The 24934-nt window shown below is 68.8% G+C and carries 19 protein-coding genes; 6 read left to right on the top strand and 13 right to left on the bottom strand.

Going from position 1 to position 24934, the window contains the following annotated elements:
* The first annotated feature begins 37 nt into the window (after nucleotides 1-37).
* From BTM25_RS04360 to BTM25_RS04350, 3 genes are read left to right on the top strand one after another with little or no spacing between them, the layout of a single operon-like run.
* Nucleotides 38-469: a phage holin family protein gene (locus BTM25_RS04360; RefSeq protein ID WP_103561442.1), complete on the top strand. Its 432-nt coding sequence runs from the start codon at nucleotides 38-40 to the stop codon at nucleotides 467-469.
* Between the two features lie 3 nt (nucleotides 470-472).
* Nucleotides 473-1396 (top strand): alpha/beta fold hydrolase, encoded by a 924-nt coding sequence (locus BTM25_RS04355; protein WP_103561441.1) that lies wholly within the window; start codon nucleotides 473-475, stop codon nucleotides 1394-1396.
* Nucleotides 1397-1861 carry a DUF309 domain-containing protein gene (locus BTM25_RS04350; RefSeq protein ID WP_103561440.1) on the top strand — a complete coding sequence of 155 codons (465 nt, stop codon included), beginning with the start codon at nucleotides 1397-1399 and terminating at the stop codon, nucleotides 1859-1861. It begins immediately after the preceding gene.
* Between the two features lie 431 nt (nucleotides 1862-2292).
* Here BTM25_RS04350 and BTM25_RS04345 read toward each other — a convergent pair whose 3' ends face one another.
* The 4 genes from BTM25_RS04345 to BTM25_RS04335 all read right to left on the bottom strand — a co-directional run bounded on the left by BTM25_RS04345 (nucleotide 2293) and on the right by BTM25_RS04335 (nucleotide 7637).
* Nucleotides 2293-3489 (bottom strand): MarP family serine protease, encoded by a 1197-nt coding sequence (locus tag BTM25_RS04345; RefSeq protein ID WP_103561439.1) that lies wholly within the window; start codon nucleotides 3487-3489, stop codon nucleotides 2293-2295.
* Between the two features lie 81 nt (nucleotides 3490-3570).
* A complete protein-coding gene (locus BTM25_RS04340; protein WP_205647957.1) occupies nucleotides 3571-4218 on the bottom strand; it encodes an NUDIX hydrolase in 648 nt (215 codons plus the stop codon).
* A gap of 294 nt (nucleotides 4219-4512) precedes the next feature.
* Nucleotides 4513-4671, bottom strand: coding sequence for a hypothetical protein (locus BTM25_RS29465; RefSeq protein ID WP_168211999.1), 159 nt, complete (start codon nucleotides 4669-4671; stop codon nucleotides 4513-4515).
* Nucleotides 4672-4721: 50 nt separating this feature from the next.
* Nucleotides 4722-7637 carry a CHAT domain-containing protein gene (locus BTM25_RS04335; RefSeq protein ID WP_103561438.1) on the bottom strand — a complete coding sequence of 972 codons (2916 nt, stop codon included), beginning with the start codon at nucleotides 7635-7637 and terminating at the stop codon, nucleotides 4722-4724.
* Nucleotides 7638-7744: 107 nt separating this feature from the next.
* On the opposite strand from BTM25_RS04335, the gene fxsT reads away from it, so the two are divergent.
* On the top strand, nucleotides 7745-10117 hold the full coding sequence (fxsT, locus tag BTM25_RS04325; RefSeq protein ID WP_168211998.1) for an FxSxx-COOH system tetratricopeptide repeat protein: 2373 nt from the start codon (nucleotides 7745-7747) through the stop codon (nucleotides 10115-10117).
* Between the two features lie 24 nt (nucleotides 10118-10141).
* On the opposite strand, the gene lysS is transcribed toward fxsT, so the two are convergent.
* The 4 genes from lysS to BTM25_RS04305 form a co-directional block, all read right to left on the bottom strand.
* The gene (gene lysS / locus BTM25_RS04320; RefSeq protein WP_103561437.1) at nucleotides 10142-12043 is read right to left on the bottom strand and encodes a lysine--tRNA ligase; all 1902 of its coding nucleotides are present in this window, start codon (nucleotides 12041-12043) and stop codon (nucleotides 10142-10144) included.
* A complete protein-coding gene (locus BTM25_RS04315) occupies nucleotides 12043-12765 on the bottom strand; it encodes a B3/B4 domain-containing protein (RefSeq protein ID WP_103561436.1) in 723 nt (240 codons plus the stop codon). The genes lysS and BTM25_RS04315 overlap by 1 nt, the downstream gene beginning before the upstream one ends.
* 6 nt (nucleotides 12766-12771) lie before the next feature.
* Nucleotides 12772-13761: a fatty acid desaturase family protein gene (locus BTM25_RS04310; RefSeq protein WP_103561435.1), complete on the bottom strand. Its 990-nt coding sequence runs from the start codon at nucleotides 13759-13761 to the stop codon at nucleotides 12772-12774.
* 153 nt (nucleotides 13762-13914) lie between these two features.
* The gene (locus tag BTM25_RS04305; RefSeq protein ID WP_103561434.1) at nucleotides 13915-15183 is read right to left on the bottom strand and encodes a helix-turn-helix domain-containing protein; all 1269 of its coding nucleotides are present in this window, start codon (nucleotides 15181-15183) and stop codon (nucleotides 13915-13917) included.
* Nucleotides 15184-15309: 126 nt separating this feature from the next.
* Between BTM25_RS04305 and BTM25_RS04300 the strand changes: the two genes are divergently transcribed.
* Nucleotides 15310-16332, top strand: coding sequence for a histone deacetylase family protein (locus BTM25_RS04300; protein WP_103561433.1), 1023 nt, complete (start codon nucleotides 15310-15312; stop codon nucleotides 16330-16332).
* A gap of 19 nt (nucleotides 16333-16351) precedes the next feature.
* Nucleotides 16352-17791, top strand: coding sequence for a diaminopimelate decarboxylase (gene lysA, locus BTM25_RS04295; protein WP_103561432.1), 1440 nt, complete (start codon nucleotides 16352-16354; stop codon nucleotides 17789-17791).
* On the opposite strand, the gene nth is transcribed toward lysA, so the two are convergent.
* From nth to BTM25_RS04270, 5 genes are all read right to left on the bottom strand, one after another.
* Nucleotides 17760-18509: an endonuclease III gene (gene nth, locus BTM25_RS04290; protein WP_103561431.1), complete on the bottom strand. Its 750-nt coding sequence runs from the start codon at nucleotides 18507-18509 to the stop codon at nucleotides 17760-17762. The genes lysA and nth overlap by 32 nt on opposite strands.
* 79 nt (nucleotides 18510-18588) lie before the next feature.
* Nucleotides 18589-18771, bottom strand: coding sequence for a hypothetical protein (locus BTM25_RS04285; protein WP_103561430.1), 183 nt, complete (start codon nucleotides 18769-18771; stop codon nucleotides 18589-18591).
* Between the two features lie 129 nt (nucleotides 18772-18900).
* Nucleotides 18901-20886 carry a hypothetical protein gene (locus BTM25_RS04280; protein ID WP_146058954.1) on the bottom strand — a complete coding sequence of 662 codons (1986 nt, stop codon included), beginning with the start codon at nucleotides 20884-20886 and terminating at the stop codon, nucleotides 18901-18903.
* A gap of 83 nt (nucleotides 20887-20969) precedes the next feature.
* Nucleotides 20970-23324, bottom strand: a complete 2355-nt coding sequence (locus BTM25_RS04275; RefSeq protein WP_103561428.1) for an AAA family ATPase — start codon at nucleotides 23322-23324, stop codon at nucleotides 20970-20972.
* Nucleotides 23218-24933 (bottom strand): hypothetical protein, encoded by a 1716-nt coding sequence (locus tag BTM25_RS04270; RefSeq protein WP_103561427.1) that lies wholly within the window; start codon nucleotides 24931-24933, stop codon nucleotides 23218-23220. The genes BTM25_RS04275 and BTM25_RS04270 overlap by 107 nt, the downstream gene beginning before the upstream one ends.
* Nucleotide 24934 lies beyond the last annotated feature (1 nt).

Below are 24934 nucleotides of genomic sequence, written 5' to 3'. Positions count from 1 at the left end.
GGCCCCGCCCGCCGGGGCCGTGGAAGGAGAGAGCGATATGTCCGAGGCACTTCCGGGCGAGCGCATCGAGGACAAGTCCCTCGGCGACCTCGTCGCGCTCGCGTCCAGCAACATCTCCGGCCTGGTCCGGGCCGAGATGGAGCTGGCCAAGCTGGAGATCAAGAACGACGCCAAGAAGGCGGCGCTCGGCAGCGTCATGTTCGCCGTCGCCGGGCTGATCGGCGGGCTCATCGTGATCCTGCTGTCGATCGCCCTCGCCTACGGGCTGGTGGCGCTCGGGATCTGGCACTGGGCGGCGTTCCTGATCGTCGCGGGGCTGTACCTGCTGCTCGCGGCCGGGCTCATCGCGATCGGGTACCTGCGCATCAGGAAGATCGACGGCGCCCGGCGCACCCGGCGGACGCTCCGGGCCGACCTTTCCATGCTCCGCCACCGCGGGGAGCCGGACACACCAGCGCCGACGGAGTGACCGATGGCCGGGCACGACGCGTCGATCGTCGAGATCGACGGCCCATGGACGCACCGGATGGTCAGCGCGGGCGGCACCCGGTTCCATGTCGTCGTGGCCGGTGAGGGACCGCTCGTCCTCCTTCTGCACGGATTCCCGCAGTTCTGGTGGTCCTGGCACCACCAGGTCGCGTCACTCGCCGCGGCCGGGTACCGGGCGGCGGCCGTCGACCTGCGCGGCTACGGCGGCAGCGACAAACCGCCGCGCGGGTACGACCTCGTGACGCTCGCGGCCGACGCGGCGGGGCTCGTCCGGGCGCTCGGCGAGGCGAACGCGTGCGTCGTCGGGCACGACTGGGGCGGCTTGCTCGGCTGGACGATGGCCGTCCAGCACCCGAAGACCGTGAACCGGCTCGCGGTGGTCGGGGCGCCGCATCCCCTGCGGCTGCGCCGGGCCGTCCTGACCGATCCGCGCGGGCAGGCGTGGGCGGCGCGGCACACGGCCGCGTTCCAGGTGCCGATGCTGCCGGAGAAGCGGCTCGTCCGCGACGACGCCGCGCTCGTCGGCCGGCTGCTGCGCGACTGGTCGGGGCCGGGGTTCCCGGACGAGCGCACGGAGTCGCTGGCCCGTCAGGCATTCCAGATTCCGGGGGTGGCGCACTGTGCGCTGGAGTATCACCGGTGGCTCGTTCGGTCGCTGACCCGTCCGGACGGTCTTCGCTACGCCCGCAGGATGCGCGCCCAGATCCAAGTCCCGACGCTGCAACTTCATGGCGCGCTGGACCGCTGCACACTGTCCTCGACCGCGCAGGGATCGGGGCGCTACGTCACCGCGCCCTACCGCTGGAAGCTGATCGACGGCGCCGGGCACTTCCCGCACCAGGAGCGGCCCGAGACGTTCGACGCGCACCTGCTCGGCTGGCTCGCCGACCCCGAACCGGAGCGCTGAATGCGGGACCGCGATACCGAGGGACGCGCGCGCAACGCCCGTCCGCGCGATGCTTACGGCCGTCCGCTGCCGCACGGCGCGACCGGCGTCCCGACGATGCCGGACGACCTCGACCCCGACCCGGCGTGCGGCCTGGCCCTGGCGCAACGCCTTCTGGACGAGGACCGTCCGTTCCACGCGCACGAAGTGCTCGAAGCCGTCTGGAAGGCCGCGCCACCGGACGAACGCGAACTCTGGCGCGCCCTCGCGCAGATCGCGGTCGGCGTCACGCATGTGCGGCGCGGCAACCCGCGCGGCGCCCGCGCGCTCCTCTCCCGCGCGGCGGAGTCCTTGGAGGCTCGGACGGCGGACGCGCCGCACGGCATCGACACGGCGGGCATCGTCCGGACGACCCGGGCACTCCTGTCCCGCCCCGACACGGAGCTGACCCCGGACACGCCGATCGCGATCCACCTGACCCACTGACCGTCCGGCCACACTCACGTTCGGCCACGCTCATGCCTGGGCACGCGCATGCCTGGGCACGCGCATGCCCGGCCGCACTCACGCTCCAGTCGCGCTCACGCTCGGCCGCACTCACGCCCGGTCGCGCTCACGCCCGGGCACCCTCACGGTCGGGCGCGCTCACGCCCGGGCACTTTTACGCCCGGAGACCCTCACACCTGGACACCCGCACACCCGGCCGCACTCACGTCCGGGCACGCTCACGTCCGGGCGCCCTCACGCCCGGCCGCACTTGCGTTCGGGCACGCTCGCGGTCGGGCACGTCACGGTCGGGCGACACGCGACGGTCGGGCCATGCCGCATCCCGCGTCGGTCGTGCTGCTCGCGCGGACCGGCACGTGACAGCGACCCGGAGTGCGCGCGACGTCAGGCAGGCGCAGCACGCGGAGGGGTCAGTCGGAGCACTGGCCGGTTGAGACGGCGCTTGTGGCGGTTCGGGCGGCGTCGGCGTCGGGGGTCACTTCGGCGGCGGTGAGGGCGTAGCCGGTGGAGGGGGTGTCGAGGGCGGCGGCGAAGATCACGCCGAAGACGCGGCCGTCGGACGAGAGGAGGGGGCCACCGGAGTTGCCCGGTTCCACGGTGCCGCGGATCGCGTAGATCTCGCGCTTCACCTGTCCCGCGTGGTAAATGTCCGGGCCGCGGGCGATCTGGCGGGCGCGGATGCGGGCCGCGCCCGCGGTGAAGGGGTGGTTCTTGGGGAAGCCGGCGATGATGGCGTCGTCGCGGACGCGGGCCGTCCCGGCGAACTTCAGCGCGGGCGCCTTGAGGCCCGGGACGTTCAGTACGGCCACGTCCCGTTTGGGGTCGTAGAGGACGACGCGTCCGCGCACCCGGGAACCGTCCAGGGCCGCGATCGTCGAGGATCCGCGCGCACCCGCCACCACGTGCGCGTTCGTCATGACCTTCCCCGGCGCGAACACGAAGCCGGTGCCCTCGATGCGGCGCTGGCACTCCGGCGCCGTGCTGACGACCTTGACGATGCTGCGCTTGGCGGCCTGCAGCGCCTCGGTGTTGAGGATCGCGTCGTCCGGCGGCGGCACCTCGGCGACCGACTCGCCGCCGAGCCCGTTGAAGACCTGCGGGAACTCGCTGCTCCACACGAACTGCTTGAACGAGCCGAACCAGCCCTCGGCCTGCGACGGCATGATCGTGTTGATGCCGCCGAGGATCGAGGACGTCTTCACCTGCCGCCGGACGGGCGTGAACTCGGAGTTGAACATCAGCGTCCCGAAGAACCACGCCACGATCAGCAGGGACAGGGAGCTGACGATCGCGCCGCCGGCCGCGTCCACCGCGCGCGCGTTCACCCCCGTCACCCGGTTGCGCAGGACGGCGCCGAGCGACGACGCGATGAGCTGCCCGAGCGTCGCCGCGAGGAACGCCACGACGATGGCGAGCAGCGCCTGCTGCGCGCTGCCGCTGACGGTCGCCTCGGCGATCGGCGGCGCGATGAGCACGCCGACCACGCCGCCGCCGATGAAGCCGACGAAGCTCAGCAGGCTCACGATGAAGCCCTGCCGGTACCCCGAGACCGCGAACAGCGCGAGGAGCCCGATGAGGATCAGGTCGAGAAGGTGGTCGCCGAGCACCGCTTCACCGTATAGGGATCACGTGACCGCGCACGTCCCCTCAGCGGACGACATCGGGACGTGATCCATCGCCGTCCAGGGCTACGGACGGGTCACGTCCAGCACGACGGAAGGTAGATCTTCGACCTGACCGGCGTCCCACGGCCGGTTCCAGCCGCCGGCCTCCAGGACCTGGTCCAGCAGCGCGGCGGTGAATCCCCACACGACCATGCCGCCGACCTTGAACGCGGGGCCGAGCGTGAGACCCGCCGGGTGCCGGACGGTCGTCCGGTTCGCCGGATCCGTCAGGTCCGCGATCGGCACGCGCGCCACGGTCGCGACCTCGCCGGGATGGCCGGGCGCGATCTCCGACGGCTCGCGCCACCATGCCGCGACGGGCGTCACGCGGTGCTCGCTGTGCGAGAGGTACAGCTCGGGGAGGGTGAGCAGGACGTCCACGCCGTCCGGGACGACGCCCGCCTCCTCCTGCGCCTCCCGCAGCGCCGCGCCGACCGGGCCGTCGTCGCCGGGGTCGATGCGCCCGCCGGGGAAGGCGGGCTGGCCGGCGTGCTTGGTGAGGGTGGCGGCGCGTTCGGTGAGCAGGACGTCCGGTCCCGACGGGCCCGAGCCGAACAGGATCAGCACGGCGGCGGCCCGTCCCGCGCCCGGCGGCGGACGCAGCCCTTCGGGCACGCGCAGCCGCGGCGCCTCACGGCGGAATCGGTCGAGCCAGGCCGGAACGTCGGTCACGGGTGGAACAACCTCCTTGGTCAGGCGGAACTTCCCTGGAGCGTCTCACGGTGTTCGGCCGGAGTCGTCCGGGACCGAGCGCAGCGGGCGCTCGTCCGGTGATGCGTCGCGGGCCGGCGGACGGTATCGCCGCGGCATGTGCTCACCGAACATGAACGCGCCATTCCCCGCAGCGATCAGCGCCAACCCACTCTTATGGGGGCAAATGGGGCGCAGCCTCCCCCGAGACGCCGGGCAGCGTCGGAACCGAAGACGCATGGCGAACGAACTGCCGCCTGGCGGTCCAGCCCGACCTCAAGGGTCGTTGCGCAAGGGGGTCCCTTCATCGTCCCCGGGCAGGGCCCGGAACAGCGTCCACGCCGAACCGTCGAACACCTCGACATCGCCCCGGTCGGTGAAGCGGACGTCACCGGGCTTTGGTTCGCCGTCGGCATCGGGGGTTTCCGCGGCCATCCGCCGTGCTCCTTCAATGATCAGCGAGTGAACACACTCAGTTTAGATTTTCAGCCGCCGACATAGGTGATGCCAGCCCAATAGATCGGCGAGGCAAAGGGCGCCTGGTCATCGGATCGTCCCGCGACCCAGGCGCGGAGTTGGTTGAATGCCTGATCGTTCTCTCCGATGTCGGCGGCGACGTGCTCCAGCCAGCGACCGACCGATGAGGCCGACGCATCGGCCATCCATGTCACCGTCTCGTGCCAGGCGCGCACTGGCGGCACGCCTTCCGTCAGGTGCCGCAGGAAGCGCGTGGCGAACACGAACATGCTCCGATCCGAGATCGGGTAGCGGGTGCCGACAACGGTCCGGGCACCCAATTCGAGTGCGACACTGGCCAGGCCGAGGTGTTCGCCCGGGACCCTGACGTCGCGGTGAACGGTCTGGCATGCCGTGAAGAGCACGAGCGAGGGCACCGTCCGCGTCTTCCGTTCGAGGATCTCGGCCAGCTTTCGGAACGACACGGCGAGCCCACCGGGAAGCGTGATCCGACCCTGGACCGGAGCCGCGCTGTCGACGATCGCATGCCCGGTGGCGTGCAGCACGTCTGCCGCGGGGAACGGGCCACCGTCTTCCTCCGGATTCAATGCCGTGAGGGTGGTCCATTTTTGGGCGATTTTCGCCTCGGTTGCGGTCAGGTCCCCGCTCGAAGTCCGCCTTCCGACAAGAGAGATCATCCGCACTGCGCCCGTGTGGCCGGGAGCATCGATCGCATAGTGGTGGCTCATCGTCGGCAGCGTCCGCATGCGCGCCACCTCGTGCATCATGACGGGGCGGCCCCGCGCGCGATCGAACCACCAGGCGGCATTGAGCGGCAGGCCGCCCAGCCGTCCCATGTCGATCACCGAGAACGTCGTCCGACGAGTGGACCGGAGGAGCGGTTCGATCGCATGCTTGCCCAACCATTGACCGAGCTGAACGAGAAGCGGATGCAGATCCTCCTTGCCGGCTCGTCCAGCCGTCAGATCGAGGACCTCCGCGCCATACCGGTCGGTCCAGCGCTGGACAGCCTCCGCCGTGAGCGCGGGCAGCGGCAAAGGCGCGATGGCGTCGCCCGACAGGACGACGGCGTAACCCGACCAGCGGCCCGGGGCGATGATGACCACCGGCTCGGCATCCGCCACGGTGTCGAGGTATTCCTGCCAGCCTTCGTTAGCATCTGCCGGCTGCCGTCCCCGAGTGGCGAGTCGCAGCACCATTGCGTGCGCCCTGTGGGCGAGATCGACGGCTAGGTCGGGCCGATCCATCTCCAACCCGGCTTCGAGCGCGAGTCCCGATAGGTCCGCAGTATGCCGCAGCCAGTCGTATCGATCAGAGGTCGTGTGCTGGGCCGTGACCAGGCTTTCAAGGCTTGAGACGGCGAGCGCGGCGGCCCTCAGCGCGAGCGGCCAGTCACGCAAGTCGCCGGCATGCCGAAGCGCCTGAACGCCGGCGTCCAGGCCGGACCGGCCCCCCTTCGCTTCCGCCACTTCAACGACCGTCGCCCACTCCGGCCGTGGATCGGGCTCGGCGGTACCCAGCCGCCACAACTGGGTCGCGGCCCTCGCGAGCACCATCATGAGCAGCACTCTCAGCGCCGCGCCCGAATCCGTCTCCGCCAGGGCGGCCCGGCAGATCTCGGTCGCGGTCCGGGCATCCTCCGCGCGACCGGCGAGCCTGCTGCGGTCAACGAGCAGATTCGCGTGGACGCGCATGAGGTCGGCACTCCAGCGATGGCCTTCCAGAAGCTCCTGGCGAAGGGCCACCTGCCGCCGGATCGCCTCGTCGAGTAGCTCGGCCCGTCCGGTTTTCTCCGCCTCCTCTCCGAGCCTCATGCAGAGGTTGCTGACTCTGGCCGGGTACACAGTCGAGGTCGGCGAGGTCTCGGCCACCGCGTGCCTGGCCACTTCCAGGCTTTCCGCTGCGGCGTCCTCGTCGTCGGCTGTGAAGGCTAGGCCGGCCAGCGCGGTCGCAAGGGCTCCGAGAGCCATCCCCCGGGCGTCCGATCCGGTCGCGGCGAGCCGGTGCGCCTGGCGGAGCTCACCGACGGCCTCCCGCAGTTCGCCGATCACCCCGCGACTCTGGAAGCTCAGGATCAAGTAGCTGCCCAGTGTTCGCCGGTAACGTGTCTCTTCCACGCTCCCGGCGCCGATTCTGAGTGCCTCACGTGCCCATGCGATCGCTTCCTCGAGATCTTTCGGATCACCTGCCGCTTCGAACCGCTGGGAAAGAGAATTGGCCAGGTTATTGGCGAGCATCGCCCGGTCGGGATCGTTTGCGCCCAGCTTCTCCAAGGCATCGGCCAGCAGGGCGACGGCTCGGTCGAGGAATGATCCTTTTCCCGTGAGCGAGTAGTACTCGCCGAGTGCTGCGGCGAACGCGTTCGCAGTCGCCGCGGCTTGCCGCTTATCACGGTTGGACGTGTAAGCATCTTCGAGGAGCCGCAACGCCTCCGCGAGGTCATCTGGGTCCGATTCGGCGAGGAAACGGAACCGCAGGAGGGAGCCCAGCTGTCTGGCCAATATCGCGCGGCGTTGGCCGTCGGTGGTGATGGCGAGCGCGGCGCGCCCCTCGCCCAGAGCGCCGTCCAGGACGGCGACGTCACCCGAACGTTCGAAGAGTTGCCGGGCGAGCAGTAGGAGGTTGGCGAGGACCTTGCTGTGCTCGTCCGTTCCGGCTTGCAGCAGCCGGGACGCCTCACTGTAGCGCCGTTCCACCGCGAACAGCGCTGAGGACCTGCCGGTGACATGAGCCAGCCAATGCAAATTCGCAGCGTAGTTGGCGAGTGCGTGTCCCTGCTCGTGGTCGCCGCCCGCCCGGCGGGAAGCGGTAAGTGCAAGAGCCGTCGCTCTGCGCAACAGGCGCACGTCATTGGTCTGTTCGAACTGCTCGCGCAGATCCTCGGAATCGGCCATCAGGCGTTCGAAGTTCGCAGACGTCGCCACAGGCGCCAGCGTACGCTCGACACATCGGCGGCCTCGCGCTTTTCCGATATCCTGGTCCCCGGCTCCCGTACCGAACAGGACTGTTTTTCCGGGGGAGTTTAGGACACGTGGCGAAAGTATTTGTTAACTTCCGGAACGGGGACGAGCCCTACGCGGCGGCGCTGATCTTCGCGACACTGCAGGCAAGACTGGGTCAAGACTCCGTATTCCGGTCCAGCGACAGCCTCCCCCTCGGACGCCCGTTCGAACCAGAACTGCTGGATGCGCTGCGCCGCTGCGACGTGGTGCTCGCCGTCATCGGGCAGAGGTGGTTGCGCCTTGGAGACGGATCAAAGCGGACATCACTGAACAATCGGGACGACTGGGTCCGCAAAGAAATCGCTTACGCCCTCAACGAGTCGAAACTCGTCATCCCGGTCCTCCTTGAGGGAGTCACCCGGCCACGGCGCGACGAGCTCCCCGCCAGTATCCGCGCACTCGTCTCACGGCAGGGCATACGACTGGAACATCGGAACATCGTCAGCGAACTCGACCGTTTCGTCGAGAAGCTCGTCGAGCACGTCCCCGAGCTGGCCAACGGACCGAAGGTTCCGCAGGCCGCGCAGAGACCGGGCTGGATCCACAGCTGGCACGTACCGGAACGGCTTCCGTACGCCGTCGACCGGGAACGGCCAATGTCCGCGCTCCGGGTGCGGCTGCCGGGCAAGGTCGTCGTCCAAGGGCCGCCTGGAACCGGAAAGACCCAGCTCGTGATCGCGTATGCACACCACTACGCCGCGGACTACGACCACGTCTGGTGGATCGACGCGACGGTTCCAGAGTTGATTCCCGGCGCACTCGCCGCGCTCGTCCGCGCGGCGGGAGTGTCGCCCGATCCCGCCAGTGCGGAAGTCTTCGATCTTCTACCAGCCGCTGTCCGCGCTGGAGGCCGCTGGCTGATCGTCCTCGACGGGGCGGGCTCGCCGGCGGCGGTGGCACGAGCCGTGCGCGCCGCCGCTGACGCGGACGTGATCATTACCTCGGTGGAGCCCGGATGGGAGCAGCTCGGCGAAACGCTCGAACTCGGGCCGTTCGACCGGACCGAGTCGGTCGAATTGCTCGGCGAGCCGCTGGGCGCGCGGCTCGATCCAGAGGACGCCGGGGTCGTTGCCGCGACCCTCCACGATCTGCCCTTGGCCGTCGCGCAGGCGGCGGCCTATCTGCGTTCTTCCGCCCTGGGCGCACACGAGTACGCTTCACTGGTCGGCGACCGTCCGGAAGTCCTCCTCGACCGCGGTCGCATTCACGACTACCCCAGGACACTCGCGGGCTCGTGGACGCTCGCGCTTCGGGCGCTCACGCCGGAAGCGCGAGCGCTTGTGGAGCAGATGGCGTGCCTTGCACGCTCGCTCATTCCGGCCGGGCTGCTCACCCGGCTCGTTCCCGACGCGTTGGCATTCGACGACGCCGTCCAGGCGGTGGTCGGAAACGGCCTGGCGACACTCACGGACCGGATGCTCGTCTGCCACAACTTGTTCCAGCAGTTCGTCGAACAGACTTTGAGCCCCGGCCACAGGGAACAGCTTCGCGCCCAGGCGAGAGCGTCTCTCGGCGCACAGGACCCGGGGGACCCTCGTACACCAAGGTCCTGGAGCAGTTACAGCGTTCTTCTGCCTCACCTCCTGGCTCTAGGCCCGGGCGAGGACGACAATGACGGTTTCCGCCATCTGACCCTAAGGACCGTCGAGTACCTCGTCGCGATCGGCGATGCTTCGAACGCGCGCGGCATCGCCGAGCGAGCCCTCGAACACTGGCGCGACGATGCGACGTGGCGCCGTGCGGCTACCGCGCACTTGGCGCATGCCCTGTTCCAACTCGGTGAGTACGCCGAGGCGGCCCGCCTCGACCAGGCCTTGGTCGCGGAGTACGAGGAGACGGGCCGCGGATCGTCCCCCGAGGGGCTGACGGCGTTGCAGAACCTGGCCGTGGACCTCACCGCGGCCGGCCGCCGGAAAGGCGGTGCGGCCGCTGAGGTCCGCCGAATCCACGAACGCGTCGTCGCCGAACGACGCCGGGTGCTGGGCAGCGGCCACCGGGACACTCTGTTCTCGATCCACAACCTGGCGTTGGATTTGCGCGTGGGCGAGGCGTACGACGAGGCGCGCGCGCTCGACGAGGAAGCTCTCGGCGGCCTGACGAACCTCCTCGGAGCAGACCACCCCGACACGCTCCGCTCCGCTCACAGCCTCGCACTCGACTTGCGCGCCACCGGCCGAGTCCACGAAGCACTTGATCTCGACCGCGACACCCACACCCGCCGCTCCCGCACTCTTGGGCCCGACCACCCCGACACGCTCCGCTCCGCTCACAGCCTCGCACTCGACTTGCGCGCCACCGGCCAGCTTCAACAAGCCGAGGCTGTCGAGCGGGTGGCGCTGACGGGACTCCGCGCGGTGATCAGCTCTCGCATGGCCGCCGAAGAACCGGATCCCTCTGGCTAGATCTCGGGCGGGAGAGGTCTCGGTTCATGTCTCGACGACGCGCAGCACCACCGAGTGGCCGGTGAGCGCACCGAAAGAGCTGACGGTGTCCCCAGCGGCCTCGAGGAAGTCGGCTTTTTCCCGGGCGATCGTCGCGCCGTAGCCCTCGGTCGTCTGGAGTGCACAGCGGCGCAGATGAACCCGGCCGTCAACGGTCGTCACGGTGAGTTCCAGCACGCCCAAAGCTCGGACGAAATCGGACGCACCTGGAACCGGGGTCGCGCTACGGCAGATGAACTCAGCCCGCGCCGACACTGCGATGATGTGTTCCGCACGCTCGGCGAGCCACGTCTCGACATCCTCGATCGGCGTCGAACTGGCTGCCAGGAAGTCGAACCGTCGGGCGTCCGGCACGGACGCGAAGCGCTGGCAGACCCATTCCCGGTCGAGGAACGCCAGGATGTTCCCGGCCTTGGGGCCCCGGTCTTTGGCGAAGAGCGCAATGTAGATTGCAGCGAACGCGGCAGGCTGGGCGATCGGGACCAGGCGCGCCGTGCCGAAGATCTGTGTTTGGACCGCTTCGGGGCTCCAGTCCGTCCGCCCCAGGTCGTCGGCCAGTTGGCGCAGGAAGACGCGTTGGGCCGCGTCGAGGTCTCTCACGGCGGCGGGCAGATCCCGCTGAATTTTGAGCCGGTCCGACTCCGCTGCGAAATGCTCGAGAAAGAAGCGGGCCGACGCCAGCCGTGCGGCCAGCCGCTCCAATTCCAGCTCGGTGAGGGGTTCGCCTTTCATTCGGGTGGCGGAAGCGACCGGGTCGACGTGCGGGAACTGAACCAGGCCCACCACGACGTCGAAAGGCGGTGCGAAGTACACCGGGCTCGTGCCCTTGACCTCCGCGATCGCGGTCAGGCGCGCCTCCTGCGGGTGCTCCCTCGGCTTCGCGGCTCGGGCCCTTGCCCTGTCGAAGTCGTCATAAAGCCGCACGATCTTTTCGTACTCCGGAGCGAAGTCCACCGGACGACGAGGAAGCGAACGAACCATGAGGAACCTGAGTAGTTCCGGCGCGAGGAGATCGGCCATCTTGCGGGCGGAGACGCCCACGCCGCGCGATGAGCTCATCTTTGCGCCTTTGACCAGGAAAAACTCATAGGGAATATTGACGGGAGGTTCCTTGCCGAAGATTTCCTGCAGGCACCGGACGGCGACCGAGCGGGATCCTCCTTTGGTGTTGTGGTCTTTACCGGCCCCTTCGATCGTAATGTCGAAACGGTTCCACTTTGCCACCCATTCGAGCTTCCACGGTAGTTTCCCGCGCCCCGAGAAGGGAGAGACCTTGCCGCGGTTGCCGCAACCCGTCGCCCACGTCACCAGGTCGGGAACGCACTGGTACGAGACCTTGTCGCCGGTGAACCCGTCAACCCTGGTGGTGCCGACGCGTCCGCACCGCTCACAGATCACCTGGAAAGGGAACCAGTCGTCATCGCGTCGCGCACCAGCCACCTCGCGGTAGACGCGTCGCACCGTGCTGCTGTTCCTCAGGATCGCGTCGATCTCGACGTCGAACGTTCCGCTCCGGTAAAGGTCCCGAACCCGGTAGGTCTCCGCCGCCACACCCAGTTCCGCGAAGACATCGAAGAATCCGCTGATATGGTGTTCTGCGAGATCGGCGAACGGCGAGCCCGCCGGTGGTGGGACATCACAGAGCGGCTTTCCGAGATGGGGGCGCAGCTCCTCGGCGCCGACGGGTGGGAGCTCGTCGAGTGGGTCGTAGTCATCGACGCCGAAGGTGTAGCGCGCCGGAATTCCTCGGTCGCGGAGCGCACGGAACACGGCGTCATGGATGAGCACGCCGCGCAGTGACCCTACGTGGACCGGACCGGATGGCGTCTTGGAATCATTTACCAATTGCGGGTCTGTGGAGTTTTCAGCCAGCTCGTCGAACCACATCAGCGACCTCCGACGGACGCCCTGGTGTTGCCGGCGTCAAGGAATGAGGTAGCGACGTCGTCGCTGTGCGGACTGATGAGATCGACCAGCTTTCGCGCAGCGTGATCGAGACGGTCGTCCGGCACGGCGCGGACGCTGATCCGTTCAAGCAGGAAGACGACATCGGTCGAATCTTCCGTCACCTTCGTTTCATCGCAGTCACGGTGGTTCCAACACCGGGTGAGAACCTGCGCGCCGGTCGCGTAAACGACTTCACCTTCGCCAGGGTTCTCGTCGATGCCCGGTTGGCCGAGCGGATGGAAAACATCTCCTTCCCGGGCCGGGCGCAGATCGACAGATCCCACCAGGGTGTGCAGGTCGAAGGCGCCTGCTGGTACGCCATATACCAGTGAGACGATATTGTATGCGTCGACGGCCGGGTTGATGGCCGGCAGCACCCCATTCTTGGCGAGACGTCGGCCGAGAGCGTCCAGGCTGGGCCGTGCCCGCCGCGGATTCGTGCCGAAGCGACGGAACGCCTCGTGCCAGGACGCTACCTCGGGATTGCCTTCGTCGAAGGGAACGAAGTCTCCTTCAACGAGACGGTCCATGAGCGTCTTTCGCTCCCGTTCCACCTCGTGCCAAGCCTCCCGGTTGCGCAAGCCCGACGCTTGGACGAGCCTGATCGAGAATTCGGGGAAATCGCGCTGCACGTGATCGGACACGCGGAATTCAACAGCCATGCTCTTTCATTCACTTTCAGGGAGGTCGGGGCTGGATGTCTTCGGCGGACCGAGCACGACTCGGCCCGCGTATTCGGGATCTTGCTTCATGAGGAGTTCGTGAAGGCGACGCGTGCGGTAGTAGGGGATCGCGGGCCACATGTGATGCACTGTGTGATAGCCGTCGTTGTGAGGATGCTTCAACAGAAGGTTCCGAAGACCGATGTTGGAGATTGTGGTGTCGAACACCGTATACCGTCCGGCATAGATGTGTTCTTCGGATTCGCCGAGAAAACGGATCACGGGAAGCGACGTGAACTGAGCCAAAAGCCAGAGGCACGCGGTCAGCAGCCCGGCCCGGAATCCGTCGAACGCCGCCACGGGAAGAGCCACCGCGAGCCCCGCCCAGCCGAAGGGCGCGGCGAAGACCATGGGCTGCGACCGCACGGTGGCGAGCCACCCCCGCTGGTACCGCGGCAACCTGCGCAGTACGTCCAGCGCGAAAAGGACCCGAGAATGCCGGCGCAGCCGCTCGATTCCGAGTTCGCGGTACCGCGCCAGGTCGGGGTCCGCTTCGGTACCGAACGCCGTGTGATGGATCCGGTGGCTACGGCGATAATCACCTAGGGATGCCCCCGTCGGCAGACCGGCGAGGACCTGGCCGAGAAGGTCGTTCAGCCGTTGCCTGCGGCTGAAACTGTAATGGGATGCCTCGTGCGTCAGGCATTCGAGAGCGCGCAGTTGCCTTCCGATCGCCACCAGGGCGACCAGTGCCGATGGCACGCCGATCGTCAATGGGAGATGGAGGAGGGCCAGTGCGCCGCCCAGAGCGAGTGCCACGGCGAAGACATGGTCGAGCAGCGCGTCGGCGATCGGGCGGACCAGGAGCGTGCGATGTGCCGCCTTGACGACCGGCCGCAGATGGGAGGGCGGTTGATATCCACGAGGAAAGGGGCTGCCCGGGGTTGTGCGGTCGGACGCTCCGGGCCGGCCGGCTTCGTGCAATGGTGAGGGCATGATCGACTCCAGCTGAGCGCCTCGTCCTCGCCGCGGCCGTTCCGCTTCTGGACGATTGCCATGGACGACTGTGCACCAGTGTCCGCAAGCGTCCGGCCGACTCAGCGGGCTTGCCCGTTGCCCTCAGAGCACACAACGGGCAAGCCCGCTCGATCAGACGATGTCCTTCACATGGAGCGCCGCGGCGATCCGCGGGAGGAGATCACGGACCGGCGGGTGGTCCGGCCACCGGTTGAGAGATCGGCGCAGGTCACGAAGGTCGGCGCGGACCGTTGCCGACTCGAGTCCCTGCGCCGAGCCGAGAAGCTCTCCGGCGGACTCGCAGGCCTGATCGAGTTCTTTGGCCATGGCGTACGCCAGGGCACGCCTGGCCGCGTACCTCGCGCGACTGCGCACGGCGCCCGGGTCGATCTGGTCGAGGGCACGGCCCAGGACCTCGGCGGCCTCCAACGGACGGCCAAGGTCGAACAAGCACCAGCCGGTCGTTGCGGTGGCGAGGTCCTGGACCGTGCTCGATCCGATCACCGGTTCGTCCCCGACGGCGGCTCCGGCGGAGGCGAAATGGTCCGCCGCACAATCGAGCGCGCGGTGGCACGCGTCGTACTCACCGTTCAGCGCGTGGCCCTGCGCCTCGCGCTGCGCCGCAAGACCGCGAACTCGCGGGCTGACGACGGTGTCGGTCTGCGCCGAACGAGCGAGATCGACCGTGGCACGGCCATCATCCTGGTAAAGCGTGACGAGCGCGCGCCGGACAAGGGAGTATGCCCTCATATCGGCATTGTCGGCGCGAAGCGCGAGCTCTTCGGCCTGCCCGATCCACCACGAGGCGGAGCGCATGTCGCCCGTCTCGTGTGCCAGCCAACTGATGTAGTGACAGAAGTGCGTGGCGAGATCGTACGAAGCGAGACGCTGAGCGTCGGATGCCCGTCTGGCCCGATCGAGCAGCATCTGCGTCTGCGCCCACAGCACGGGGATGAGTTCCGAAGCACTGTGCGTCTGGCCCATCTGGCGGTAGAGGGCGAGAAGCGCACGGTACGGCGCAAGTTCGGTATTGGTCGCCATCGCCTGCACGCGCAGGTCCATGACCAGCGCTGGGACATCGTCCGAACGCTCATCGCGGATGCTCGCGCTGAGGAGGGAACGCCCCGGCTGCCGCTGCAGACTCCATGTCTCGACCGCCCCCGCCAGAGGGTGCCGACAGGGCTCATCGGCCCTGCGCGAACCGGCTACGCACTCTACGAGGGCGCCGTCGGCGTCGAGAGCCGCGTCACAGGCCCGTGCGATCTTGATGTTCGGCGGCTTGACGCCGTTTTCGATCTTGCTGAGATAACCCTTGTCGTAATGGACGAGTTGCGCCAACTCGACGAGGGACATCCCGAGTGCCTGGCGTCGGCGACGCAGCTCTGTCCCGAACCCGGCCATCGGTTCTCCATTCCCGGATTTTCATGTTGGCCAGGGCGCGGGGCACCGGGCAACCTCTCGCACCCCGACTGCGTGCGTGAAACTCTCGCCGTAGCGGAGCAAGTTTCAGCATAGAGGTGAAGGCTGATGATCACTATCTATTCGATGGCGCACCGCTTGCACGATCCCTCGTGGGAGGTGCTGGACGGAGAGCGGGTCGCCCACCTGGAGAAGCCCGGACGGGCAGAAGCGGTGGTCGACCGCATCAGGGAGCTGAGCCTGGGTCCGATTCGGCCGCCCGAAAAGTCACCTAAGGCCTTGATCGAACGAGTGCATAGTTCAGAAATGGTGAGCTTTCTCGCGAAAGCGTCGACCCTCTGGCAGGCGAGCGGCCGAACGGGCGAGGCGACACCGTACGTGTGGCGGCAACCCCGTGCCACTGGCCGGCCGTCTCACGTCGACGGGCTCATCGGCTCGTTCGCAACCGATCTCGCGACCCCGATCACCTCGACCACGTGGGAGGCCGTGCTGGAATCGGCGGCCACCGCCGTCAGCGGCGCACACCTGCTTTTGGCGGGCGAACCGTTCGCCTTTGCGCTCTGCCGCCCCCCGGGGCATCATGCGGGCCGCGACTTCTATGGCGGCTACTGCTACCTCAACAATGCCGCACTCGCCGCGGAGTTGCTGTGCGATCACGGCCAGGTCGCGATCATCGATATCGACTACCACCACGGCAACGGCACACAGGACATCTTCTACCACCGGAACGACGTCGCCTATGTATCCGTGCACGCCGATCCGGCAACGACTTTCCCGTATTACTCGGGTTACCCCAGCGAGCGCGGCGAAGGGCAGGGATTCGGTGCCAACCGCAACATCACCATTCCAGCCCAGGCCGCCAACCAGGTGTGGCTTAATGCGCTTGAGAACGCGGTGGTGTTCACGCGCAGGCATCGCCCGCGATTCCTCGTGATCTCGATCGGACTCGACACCTGTGCGGCCGATCCGCTCGGACAGCTCACGTTGCGGTCGGTCGACTACGCCCGGATTGGTGAGCTGATCGGCCGCGAGGGCGTTCCCACTCTCTATGTACTCGAAGGAGGATATGAAAAGCATGGCACTGCGGCCAGCCTGGCCAATGTAATCCTCAGTCATCAGGAAACTCTTTGAAACAGGAATCTCGGACACCATGACTACTCTCGGCCGTCGTTCGCACTTCGGCAACACGTTCGATGCCGGAATCTGGCCGCGCGGCACCGGCTGCACTGGCGACGGGGCGATGAGCGTCGCCGGACATGACCTGCGCACTCTCGCCGCCGAGTTCGGCACACCGCTGTTCGTCCTCGACCACGACGATCTGATCGAACGCTGCGGCGAATGGGAAAGCGCGTTCGCATCCGTCACCGACTCATGCGACATCTACTACGCGGGCAAGGCGTTCCTGTGCGGCGCCGTGGCACAGTGGATCAACGCGGAGGGCCTCGGTCTCGACGTCTGTACCGGAGGCGAGCTGGCGGTCGCCCTGCGTTCGGGTTTTCCGGCGGACCGGATGACCTTCCACGGCAACAATAAGTCGGTTGGAGAACTGCGCACCGCCCTCAACTCCGGGGTCGGTAAGATCATCGTCGACTCATTCGAGGAAATCGAACGTGTCGCAGGGATCGCCGCGGAGATCGGCGTGCGCCCCAAAATCATGATCCGGCTGACGTTGGGCGTCCGCGCACGCACACACGATGCGATCGCCACTGCACACGAGGATCAGAAGTTCGGATTTTCGGTCGCTGACGGCAGCGCAGGCCGAGCCGTCGAAGAGATTCTTCATCGTCCCGATCTCCACCTGGTCGGCGTCCATACTCACATCGGTTCGCAGATCTTCGGCGCGGAAGGCTTCATGCTGTCCGCAGATCGCGCCGTGAACTTCCTCGGCGACGTGCAGAGAGCGCACGGGATCGCACTGGGCGAACTGAATCTGGGCGGTGGAGCGGGAATCGCCTATACGGCCGACGAAAACCCGCTGCCGGTTTCCAAGCTCGCCGGAGAGCTCGTCGCGGCGGTGACCTCTGCGGCGAACCGCGAGAACATCCCCATGCCGCGCCTGGCCGTCGAGCCGGGAAGGGCGCTCATCGGGCCGAGCACCCTGACCCTTTACGAGGTCGGTACGGTCAAGCCGGTGACCGTCCGCGATGCGGGTGGTTCTTTCACACGCACCTACGTGAGCGTGGACGGCGGCATGAGCGACAACATGCGGCCCGCTCTCTACGGCGCGACGTGCACCAGCGCGCTCGTCTCGCGCCCGACGAACGCTCCGGACATCATGTGCCGCCTAGTGGGAAAGCACTGCGAAGCGGGTGACATTCTCATACGCGACCTCATGCTCCCCGGCGATGTCCAGGCTGGAGACCTTGTCGCCGTCGCGGCCACTGGCGCCTACAACCGCTCTATGGCGAGCAACTACAACCTCGTTCCGAGACCCGCCGTCGTTGCCGTGGCCCGTGACCTGGCACCGCGCCTCATCATCCGCCGTGAGACGCTCGACGATCTGGTCTCCACCGACATGACACTCACTTCGGAGTGTGAAGTGAGCGACGGCAGCGCCGTCAGGTGGTCTTCGGGGGCGGGCCCGTCTTGACGAGCTTGGCCGCCGTGTCGTGGTCGACCGGGCCGGTGCCATAGGACGGGCACAGGTCGGCGAGCGGACACGCCCCGCAGGCCGGACGCCGCGCGTGGCAGATCCGCCGCCCATGCCAGATCAGCCGGTGCGACAGCATCGTCCAGTCGCGGCGGGGGAACAGCTCGGCGATGGCCGACTCGACCTTCTCGGGCTCCTCCTCGTCCGTCCAGCCGAACCGACGGACGAGCCGTCCGAAGTGCGTGTCCACCGTCAGCCCCGGCACGCCGAACGCGTTGCCGAGGACGACGTTGGCGGTTTTGCGGCCGACGCCGGGGAGGGTGACGAGGTCGTCCAGCTTCTTGGGGACCTCGCCTTTGAAACGCTCCACCAGCGCCGACGACAGGCCCAGAACGGACTTGGTCTTGGCGCGGTAGAAGCCGGTGGGCCGGAGGATTTCTTCCATTTCCTCCGGGTTCGCCGCCGCCATGTCCTCGGGCGTCGGGTACTTGGCGAACAGATCCGGCGTCGTCAGGTTGACGCGCACGTCCGTCGTCTGCGCGGACAGGACCGTCGCGACCAGCAGCTCGAAAGGGTTGCGGAAATCCAGCTCGCAGTGCGCGTCCGGGTACGTCTCCTGGAGGATCCGGTCCATCTTCCGCGCCCGCCGCACCAGACCCACCCGTGTCTCGTCCGCGAACCGCTTCGCCCGCGCCGCCGAGCTGCCCTTAGCCACCATGCCCACCAGCGTAGGACCCGCACGAGCCGAATCTGACTGTCGGGCTGCCCCCGTCGCCCCGTCCGCCGGCACGCTTTGCCTAGGCGATCACCGTGCGGCCGGGCGGGTTGGCCTGGTGGATGACGAGTTCGATCGGTTGCCGGGACGCGGAGCTCGTGATCGTTCCCTTGGCTTTGACGTTCTTGCCCTCGCTCGGGAACCCGAAGAGAGTCAACAGGGCGTTGAGCGTGACCGCCGAGGTCCCCGAGACCGCTGCGGGCATGCCGACGACCGGCTGATCTTCCTTCCCGCCTGACGACCGGCCGTCAGGCGGCTTGAGGTGGCAAAGTCCGACTGTCGGTGCTCGGAAATGCGAAGAGATGCTCGAACGCGGCAGCAGGGGCGCGATCGGTCATCGACGTTCGTGGGGCGCGCAGCGGATGCAGGCTTGGCGCATGCGTTCGGAGCGCGCTTCCGGGCATTGGTCGCAGTTCGGGCAGATATAGACGGACGGCCGTTGCCAGCACGGCGGCGCGAGCAGATCCTGGGCGAACACCACGTCGAGACGGTCGCCGTCACCGCCCGCCTGGTCGGCCAGGCTCGGGACCGTCAGGACGGGGTACGGCTGCGAGCAGGCGGTGCAGCGTCGCGTCTCCCAGACCGTTTTGCACTGGCATGAGCAGCGGAACGTCCCGTCCGCCCGGGCGACGAACGCGCGGACGGGATCGGTCGCTTCGCTGAGGCACACCGGGCACGTCGTGAGGTGCGCCACCGAGCGGGTCGCGGCGATCAGTTCGGCTTCCAGTTCGTCCAGGTCGCGCCGATTGTCGCCGCGCCGGCGAGCCGCGTCGGCCGGGGTATGCAGCGTCGCCAGCATTCGGCGCAGCGCGCCCCGCTCATGGTCGGCCACCGGCCTCGTGACCAGCAGTTCGCCGGAGGACACGGTGATCCAGTCGAAGGTGCGAGCGAGCTTTTCCGCACCCGCGACGGTGGAAGCCACCCGAGGCGGATAGGCGAGCATCAGGCGTCCGTCCAGCGATGCGCGCAACGCGCGGGCGACACGCCCCGTACTCGCCAGATCGGACGGACTCACCGGCACCATCGCGGGTCGCGCGCCCGTCCGATGGGAAACGTGCACCGCCAGCCGGGTCGGCATCGGAAGCGCCGCGCGTTCCGCGGCCTCTCCCGGATAAAGGATCGCGACATCGGCGGAGAGTCCGTCCAGCGCCCGGGCGATGAGATCGGGCTCGCCGGCGCGGGTCAGGGCATGAGGCAGTGGCACGATCCGCAACAGCACATCGTCGTCCAGAAGAAGCGCGAACGTGTCGTCGCCGTGCCGGTCCAGCCGCACCGTGCGTCCGCGAAAGGAATAGCGCGGTCCGGGACGATCCGGCAGTGGCCCGGTGGCGTCCGGTTCCTCCGTGAGGCCGAGTTGTTCGAGAGCCCGCAGCACGAGCAGCAAGGCGTAGCGCGTGAAGTTCTCGCACCATTCGGCGAGGACGGCGTCGGGTTCGCCGCTCGCGGCCTGGTCGCGCAGTGCCACCGAGGCGTCCCACAGAGCCCGGCAATGCCGGTAGTCGAGATCGTGGTCGAAGAGATTCGTCGGCCGCAGACGTTCCGGACCGGTGTACGGGCCGCGCACCGAGGTCCTGATCTTTGCGTTGATCAGGGGGGCGAGCGCGGCGCGAAGGGACCCGAGATCCGCCCGCATATCGGCGAGGCGGCGTGCCAGGTCGTCCTCGATCAGAAGTTCGCCGATGAAGTCGTAGAGGCGCTCGCGTTCGCGCCAGTACGGCCGATGGCCCGTCTCGTCCAGCAGGTCGCGCGCCTGGCCGACCATTCCTTCGATCGACTCGATCTCGGCGAACCGGGCCGTCACATGGTTCCAGAGACGTTCGATCAGCGTGGCCACGATCCGGTTCTCGTAGAGATCGGGGTCGGCCACCTGGACGGGTGTCAGCAGCCGGGCCGGCTCGACGCCGTGGAGGCGCCGTGCGGCCCAGGTCTCGCTGTGCGCGGCGAGGTGGCTCACCGTCCGCCAGGTGATCCGGCGCGCCTCGCTGACCGGGACCAGGACCTGCTCGGTGCGGAGCCGGGCGTGCGGGTCGTACGCGACCTTGCGGAGGTGGGCGAACTCGGCGCGCAGGCGGTCTTCCAGCGGATGCGGGCGCAGCCGGTCCGTGATGCCGTCGATCATCGGCAGGACGGCGGTCCAGGCGCCGAGCGCGGCGCCCGCCCGTTCCGCGCTCGCGAGCCGCCGCGCGATGGCGGCGACGCTCTCCACGACGATCGGTGCGGCGGACGGGTCGCCGCCAAAGTCCCCCGACCAGGCCTCGCCGTCCGCGCCGCGCAGCGTCCAGCGTCCGCCGGTCCCGGTGAGGTGGCCGCCCGCGGGCACCCGGTAGCGGCCGAGCAGGACGGACGGGCCGGGCAGCGGCACGAGCGCACCGGTGACGCGGTCCCACAGCTCCGGCGCGCGGTTCACCCGGCGCCCCGCGCGCGGATCTCGGCACGGATCGCCCGCAGGGACCGCTCCGGCGGCGTGTCCGGGAACGTCGCAGACCAGCGCGCCTCGACCAGGTCGGCGAGCGCGCGCAGCTCGCCGGCGGGGACGCCGACCTGGCCCGACAGCTTGCGGAGGATTTTCGTGGCGAGCAGATGATCGGCGGCCTCTCCGGGCGTTCCCCGCGCTTCCACCACCACGGGCACGAACCGTTCGGCCTGTCGGTGGAAGCGGCTTCCCCACGAGACGCCGAAGTCGTCGCGCAGCCGATCGCCGAGTTCGGCGTCGAAGAAGTCGAGCGTCCGGCGGGCCGCGTCCCTGTGTTTCTGGGCGGCGCGCTGGAACGACTCCTGGAGATTTCGCATCGAGACGGGGGTGAGGGGCGCCGCGTCGTCGCCCTGGAACGGCGTCGGCCGGGACGGCAGTTCCAGGATGTGCGCGCGGTCATAGGTCTTGTCGGCGAACCGGACGGTGGTCTCGTCGTTGTTGGCGGTCCCGACGAACCAAACGTTGTCGGGAAGCTCCAGCGACCGGCCGTCGCGGAGCAGCGCGGGCGCCGGATCCACGCGCGCGGTCAGCAACCGGATCGCCGGACGCTCCGAAGAGTCGCCCTCCTTGCGTTCCAGGGCGGAGAGCAGATCGCTGAAGTACTGCTCCGGGTGGGACAGATTCATCTCGTCGAGGACGATGAAGAACGGCTTGTCGGCGAAAAGCGGAAGCTGCGCCCGATACAGCGCCTGCATGAAGTCGGTCTCGTAGAACTTCCGCTCGAACGGGTTGTAGTACCCGACGAGGTCCTGCGGGCTGCGCCATTCGGCGGCGACCGCGACGGTCTCCGAGCCCGCTCCGGTCACCCGCGCGAAGGCCTCGGGCAGGCGGGTCTTGCCGATGCCGCTGATTCCCTGGAGCAGGTGGAGCCTGCTGGTCGCCAGTCCCGCGACGAAGCACCGCATGTCCTGCTCGGAATAGAAGAGCCCGAGATCGGCGGCCATGCGGTGCCGGACGCGCGTCACGAGATCGGCCAGGTCGACCGGACCGACGGACAGCGGGGGACGGTGGTTGAGCGTCGGATCGGCGTCCATGGAGAAACAGGACGGGAACGGTGAGGTGCGCTGGGATTCCGCCTGGAGTTGTTCCAACGTCACCGTCTGCTGGTGGATTTCGGCGCGGAGCGTTTCGTTGAGCCGTTCCAGCGCCTGGTTCACCATGCGGCTGTTCTCGCGCTCCACCGTCGAGATCTTCGCGGCGGCGACCTGGCGGCGCAGCTCGGCGTTCCGCTGGGCGAGCCCTTCCCGCTCGACCGTCAGATCGTGGAAGCGGGACTCCAGTTCGGCGACCCGGTCCTGGTCCGCGACGGGCCGGGCCGCCGCATCGCGGCGTAGCTCGGCGTTCTCGGCGCGGAGGCGGGTGAGCTCCTCGGCGATCTCGTGCTCGCTCCGGCCGCCGAACACGGCGATCGCGACGTCCCGCTCGGCGAGCGCCCGGTCCCGTTCCTCGGCGAGCCGGTTGACGGCCTCCCACCGCAGGCGCCAACTGGACGCGTTGTGCCGCTCGCGCTCCAGTTCGGCCTCCAGTTCGGCCCGCAGGTCGTCGGCCCGGTCCGCGGCCTCCTGCTCCAGGTACTCCTCGCGCGCGGCGAGGCGCCGTTCGGTGCGCTGTTGTTCGAGCCGGACGGCTTCCAGCTCGGCTTCCCGGTCGCGCGCCTCCTCCTCCCGGCGCGCCAGCGCGCTCTCCCGCTCGGCGAGGGCGCGGACCAGCCGTTCTTCACGGGCGTGCAACTCGGCGTCGAACAATGCGCGCCGCTCGTCCAGTTCGCCGCGCAACCGTTCGAGTTGTTCGTGGCGGTAGCCCGCGAAACCGCGTTTGGCGTCCTCTTCCAGCTCCAGGACGCGTTCGGAGCGTTCCGTCAGCGACAGCTCGCGTTCGTCCAGCGCCGATTCGCGGCGGTCCAGTTCGGCGGCGCGCGTTGACAGGGCGGTCTTCTCGGCCTCCAGTTCGCGCACGTTCGCAGCGAGCCGGTCCGCCTCCCGCCGGTACTTGTTCTCGAGCGCCTCCTCGGCGGCCTGCGCGGCGGCCGCGCGCCGGTCGGCGAGTTCGCGGGCGCGCTCGGCGCGGACGACGGCCTCGCGCAGGTGCGCCTCGTCGACCGGACCGGTGGACGCGGGCGCCTCGACGAGGTCGGTGCTCCGGTCCCCGGTGGTCTCCAGCTCAGCGGCCTCCAGCTTCTCAGCGTCGGCGGCCAGGCGCGCGGCGTCCCTCGCGGCGTCCGTCCGTGCGCCCGCGCGCGCCCTGGTGCGCTGGGCGTTGGTCCGCTTGCTGCGGCTCTTGGCCATCGTCCTGGTTCCTCTCGGGGGCCGGCGGCGGAAGTGTGATCAGGAGGCGGGCCGCGTCCAAGGCGAGCTCGCGGCACCATGCGATGTCGTCTTCGACGGTGGCGTCCCGTTCCGCATGGGAGCCGCGGTTGCGCAGGTGACCCAACGCTTCGAGATCGACGAGAAGGGCGGGTCGCCGCGCGGCGAGGTCGCGCAACGGATGGCCGGTCCGGTGCACGCTCCGGGCATCGGCCGCGGCGACCAGGAGATAGGGGACAAGCTGGGGCACGAAGGCGCGCGCAAGGCCCACGGGCGGATTTCCAGCGCGGACCCGGCCGGGATACTTCCGCAGCCCTTCGAGCGGCCTGCCGGTGAAGGCGGGCGGGAGCGTCGTGAATCCGATCTCGTCGGCCGCCTCGCCGAGAGCGGACCGGACGACCTCGGCCGCCGCCGCGGAGTTCGCCCGGTCCCAGCTCGGCCGATCGGGCACCGGATACTCCCGCGCCAGCAGGCGGAACAGGTACTCGTACAGCCGGTACGCCTCGCGGGCGACCTCTTCCACGCCGCTGTCACCGCCGCGCGCCGCCGCGTCCTCCAGCCCGAGCAACAGCGTCAAAGCCTCGGGACGGCGCCGGATCTCGGCGCCGAGCGCCTGCACCAGCCTCGCCTCCGCGCTCGCGCGCAGGTCGTTCGCGGCGGATCGGTAGGCGGCGCGCCGGCGTGCCTCCCCGGCCTCGCCGAAACCGAGCACCCGGGCGGCGAGGTCGGCGTCGTCGCGCAGCCGGTCGGCCAGCAGGCGTTGCGGAAACGGGTTCGGGTCGAGGCCGAACGGATCTTCGGCCCGCCGTCCGCCGCCGTCCGGGCCGTCGTCGCGCCACCAGAGCAGGAGGTACTCGGGCAGGGGCCGGCCGACGTCGAGGACCTGGCGCACCGTGTCATCGGACGGCATCGTCAGCTCGGTCGTGAACGCCTCCAGGTCGCGTTCGGCGAGGTACGCCGCCGGCGCCCGCCCGCCGCGCGCGTCGGCGAAGTCCTCGGCCCGGTGCGCGATCTTCGCCCTCCGGTGCGCGGCGACGGCGTCGATGATCTCCTGCGCGGTGGGCCGGGGGACGTCGGCGGGATCGACGGGGCACCCGACCACGTGCGCCGTCACCGAACGCGGCGCCCCGGCGGTGTTCAACCGCAGGTCGGCCGTGTCGCCGTCGCTGCGCCGCACTTGCCGGTACCGCAGGTCGTCGGCGGTCCTCGGCCACAGGCGCCGCGTGACCGGATCTTGCAGGACGTGGGTGACGATCAGCTCCGGCTCCTCGCCCAGCTGGCTGGTGAGCAGTGTCCGGACACCTTTTTCGGTCGGCGCGTTGGCGCCGTCCAGCTGCCCGGCGGCGTGCAGTCGGCCCAGGACGAACTTGCAGAGCTCGATGTTCTGGTGGATCCGCGCGGCGATGTCGGGCGGATGCCGGAGACCCGCGTGGCAGAGCGCCAGGACCACTTTTTCCAGGATGTTCAGATGCCGGACGCGGACGACCGGCGCCGTCACCCGGTACACGAGCACCGGCCAGCACAGGAAGAGGAGGTCGTCGTCGTCCGGCGGACGTGCGGCCTGGATCACCCCGCGATGGATGCGGAACATG

The sequence above is a fragment of the Actinomadura rubteroloni genome (genome assembly GCF_002911665.1).
GTDB lineage: Bacteria > Actinomycetota > Actinomycetes > Streptosporangiales > Streptosporangiaceae > Spirillospora > Spirillospora rubteroloni.
Note: the sequence above shows the minus strand (reverse complement) of the source record. Positions and strands in the feature narration are given on the sequence as shown.